Annotated in this window: 3 protein-coding genes; 2 read left to right on the top strand and 1 reads right to left on the bottom strand. The window is 71.8% G+C overall.

The genetic code is table 11. The features are described 5' to 3' along the window. Positions 1-55 precede the first annotated feature (55 nt). Positions 56-769 (bottom strand): DUF998 domain-containing protein, encoded by a 714-nt coding sequence (locus ACFPIJ_RS64485; RefSeq protein WP_380129461.1) that lies wholly within the window; start codon positions 767-769, stop codon positions 56-58. A 198-nt stretch (positions 770-967) separates the two neighbouring features. Here ACFPIJ_RS64485 and ACFPIJ_RS64480 point away from each other — a divergent pair, with 198 nt between their 5' ends. Further along, entirely contained in the window at positions 968-2,284 is a 1,317-nt protein-coding gene (locus tag ACFPIJ_RS64480) for a sensor histidine kinase (RefSeq protein WP_380129460.1), read from the top strand. Continuing rightward, a complete protein-coding gene (locus ACFPIJ_RS64475; protein ID WP_380129459.1) occupies positions 2,281-2,994 on the top strand; it encodes a response regulator in 714 nt (237 codons plus the stop codon). The genes ACFPIJ_RS64480 and ACFPIJ_RS64475 overlap by 4 nt, the downstream gene beginning before the upstream one ends. Positions 2,995-3,092 lie beyond the last annotated feature (98 nt).

Raw genomic sequence — 3,092 nt, 5'->3', positions numbered from 1 at the left:
CGAGGTCGACGCGGGATGGCGTGCGCCTCGACCGGCCGTGCGTGCGATTTGATGATCACCCGGTCGTTGCCCGCGGTGTACAGCCCCGCATCGACGCCGGCTGACGGGGCCGCGACGCGGAGAAGACCGCCGCCGCCAGCGTGGCGAGCAACGCGATGTTGCTCGCCAGGGGCAGGCGTTCGGTGATGCCGCTGTACTGCCGTGCTCCGATCAGCCAGACGGGCTGACCGGTGGGGACGAAGGTGCTGACGAACGCGGCGATGCCCAGCAGGCTTGCGGTGGAGCACGCTCGGACGACGGTCGCCGTCGAGCGCCACCGCGCATGCGTCCGGAAACGGCGGGCCAGCCGGATTCCGGCCAGCGGGAGGCAGACGAAGCCGACCAGCGCGGCGTAGCGGTGCAGCGTGTCGTACCAGACTGGCGGCGTCCCCACCGGCGTCGGCGGGAAGATCGCGGCCACCACCAGCGCGACGCTCCAGACGCCGATCAGCGTGCGGCCGAGCCGGCCGGTCGGTGCCTGGCAGTCGATCAGCGCGAAGATGATGCAGATCGATGCGAAGGAGAGCATGACCATGCTGATGCCGACCAAATGGGCGCCTGGCGTCGTGAAGATGAGTTCGCTGAAGGTCGGGTGGATCAGGTCGATGCCGCTCGGCCGGCCGAGTTCGCTGGCGACCGCGATGGCAACGGCGCACGCGATCCACAGCGAACCGGCGCCGGCGAGCAGCCGGGCGAGCCGGCACGAAGATGTCGGGTCTGCATTTCCCATGTACTGAAGCCTGGACATCGTGAGACGTCATCCGCCTCAGCGCACCGAACGATTGCCCGCCTCGTCCTCGCGGCCGATCGTCGATCGCTCTGCAGAGCGATGGCCGAGCGCCGCTGCCATCCCGTAAGGTCCGGCCCTCAAGTTATCCGGGGAACTTCACGATGCGCACCGGATCTTCGCCGGGCTAGCCTGCCCGGCATGGACAGTGCGGCCGGCGGGCGCGACATCAGCAGACTCCTGGGTCGGGTCTGGTCCGCGCTGTGCCACGTGCTGGTCACGGGCCGGGACAGGGAGCTCCCGCCGTCCGGCTGGGGGACCTATGGGCGGCGCTACGCCCAGCGGACGCTGCTCGCAATTGCCGTGGCGGCGCTGTCCATCGGCGAGGTCAGCAACGGGTACCTGCACGAGCACACGGGCCCGCTGGTCGCCGTCGTCGTCCTGCTGCATATGACTCCGGTGTTCCTCATGCGGCGCCGGCCGCTCACGGCCTGGCGGCTCGCCATCGCCGGCACCCTGCTGACGCTGATCGTCGCTGCGGTATTCACGGACTCGGGATACCAGCTCGGCACGCCCTGGACGCCCGGGATGCTGCTGTACCTCCCGGTCGTCATGATGACGGTCGCGCGCTGTCCCCCACCCGGTGCGACGGCCGTCGCCGGGGTCAGCCTCCTGCTCGTCGTCCCGGCCGGGCTGGTGGTCGGCGCGGGGCCGCTGTCCGGGGCCGCAGTGTCGGGGGTCCTAGCGGTGGGCGCCGCCGCACTGGCCGGCCTGGGCCTCGGCCGACAGGACCGGATGGAGCAGCAACTCGACATGGTGAACCGGTCCGTGGCCGAGGAGCAGACCCGCCGGGCCGTGCTGGAGGAGCGGGCCCGCATCGTCGGTGAGCTGCACGACATCATCGCCCACCACCTGTCCCTCATCGCGGTACGAACCGAGACCGCGCCGTACCGGCTCGCCGCGCTCCGGTCTGCGCCGGAGGATGATCCGGTACGGGCTGAGCTCGCCGCGATGGGCGACGCGACCCGGCAGGCCCTCGACGAAACCCGGCAGCTCCTCGGTGTGCTGCGGCGTGACGAGGCCGAGGCCGACGACTTGGCTCCGCAGCCGGGCCTGAACGACGTCGAGGCCCTGGTGGCCGACGTACGCGCCGTCGGCGTGCCCGCAACACTCACCGTGCACGGGGACCCCCGCCCAGTGCCGCCTACCGTCGGCCTGGTCCTGTATCGGGTGGCGCAGGAGGCCCTGAGCAACGCACGGCGGCACTCGCCCGGCGCGCCGGTGCGGGTCGAACTGTGGTATGCGGTGGACCGGGTGCGGATAAGGGTCGAGAACTCGCCGCCGTCCCGGCCCGTCCGGTCGGCGGCGGGGCCTGGGCTCGGCCTCGCGGGGATGCGGGAACGGATCGCCGTCGTGCGTGGCGAGCTGACCGTCGAGCCGCGACCCGACGGAGGGTTCGCCGTCGACGCCGCGGTGCCGGTCAGCACCGCCCGCGCCGGAGCGCCGGCACTTTGGTGACGCGGGTGTTCGTCGCCGACGATCAGGCCATGGTGCGGGAGGGATTCACCTACCTGCTCGACGCTCAGTCGGACCTGTCGGTCGTCGGGACCGCCGGCGACGGCCTGGACGCGTTGGCGACGATCGCGGAGCTACGCGAGCGGGGCGAGGGGCCGGACGTGGTGCTCATGGACATCCGGATGCCGAAGCTGGACGGGCTCGAGGCGACCCGGCGACTGCTCGAGGAACCGCATCCGGCCGACGGAGCCGAACAGCCACCGCGAGTGCTCGTGCTGACGACCTTCCACCTCGACAGATACGTCTACCAGGCGCTCCGGGTCGGCGCGAGCGGGTTCCTCCTCAAGGACGCCACGGCGACCGAACTCGTCGCGGCTGTCCGGGTCGTCGCCGCGGGCGACTGTCTGCTGGCCCCGGCAGTGACCCGGCGGCTCATCGCCGACTTCGTCCGGGCCGACCGGTCGGCGCCGCCCGTCAGGCCGCAGCGGCTGGCCGACCTCACCACGCGGGAGACGGAGGTCCTCACCCTCGTCGCCCGGGGCCTCACCAACGCCGACATCGCGGTGGACCTGTTCGTTTCGGAGTACACGGTCAAGACCCATGTCGCGCACATCCTGGGCAAACTGAGCCTGCGGGACAGAGTCCAGGCCGTCGTGCTGGCGTACGAGACCGGCCTCGTCACGCCGGTCCGGACGCCGGTCGCGCCGCCCTGACCGCCTGCGGCGGCAGGCGGGCTGCACGCCTCCTCACCGGACCCAGATGGGAGGCCGACCGGAAGGCCCGGTCGACCGCGAGCCTCCAGAGCCGGTCA

Origin of the sequence: Dactylosporangium cerinum (genome assembly GCF_042653625.1) — a bacterium.
GTDB lineage: Bacteria > Actinomycetota > Actinomycetes > Mycobacteriales > Micromonosporaceae > Dactylosporangium > Dactylosporangium cerinum.
Note: the sequence above shows the minus strand (reverse complement) of the source record. Positions and strands in the feature narration are given on the sequence as shown.

What these genes read in the sequence shown, in the direction of transcription:
- ACFPIJ_RS64485 (WP_380129461.1), bottom strand. Translation starts at nt 769, where the DNA reads ATGGGAAATGCAGACCCGACATCTTCGTGCCGGCTCGCCCGGCTGCTC.
- ACFPIJ_RS64480 (WP_380129460.1), top strand. Translation starts at nt 968, where the DNA reads ATGGACAGTGCGGCCGGCGGGCGCGACATCAGCAGACTCCTGGGTCGG.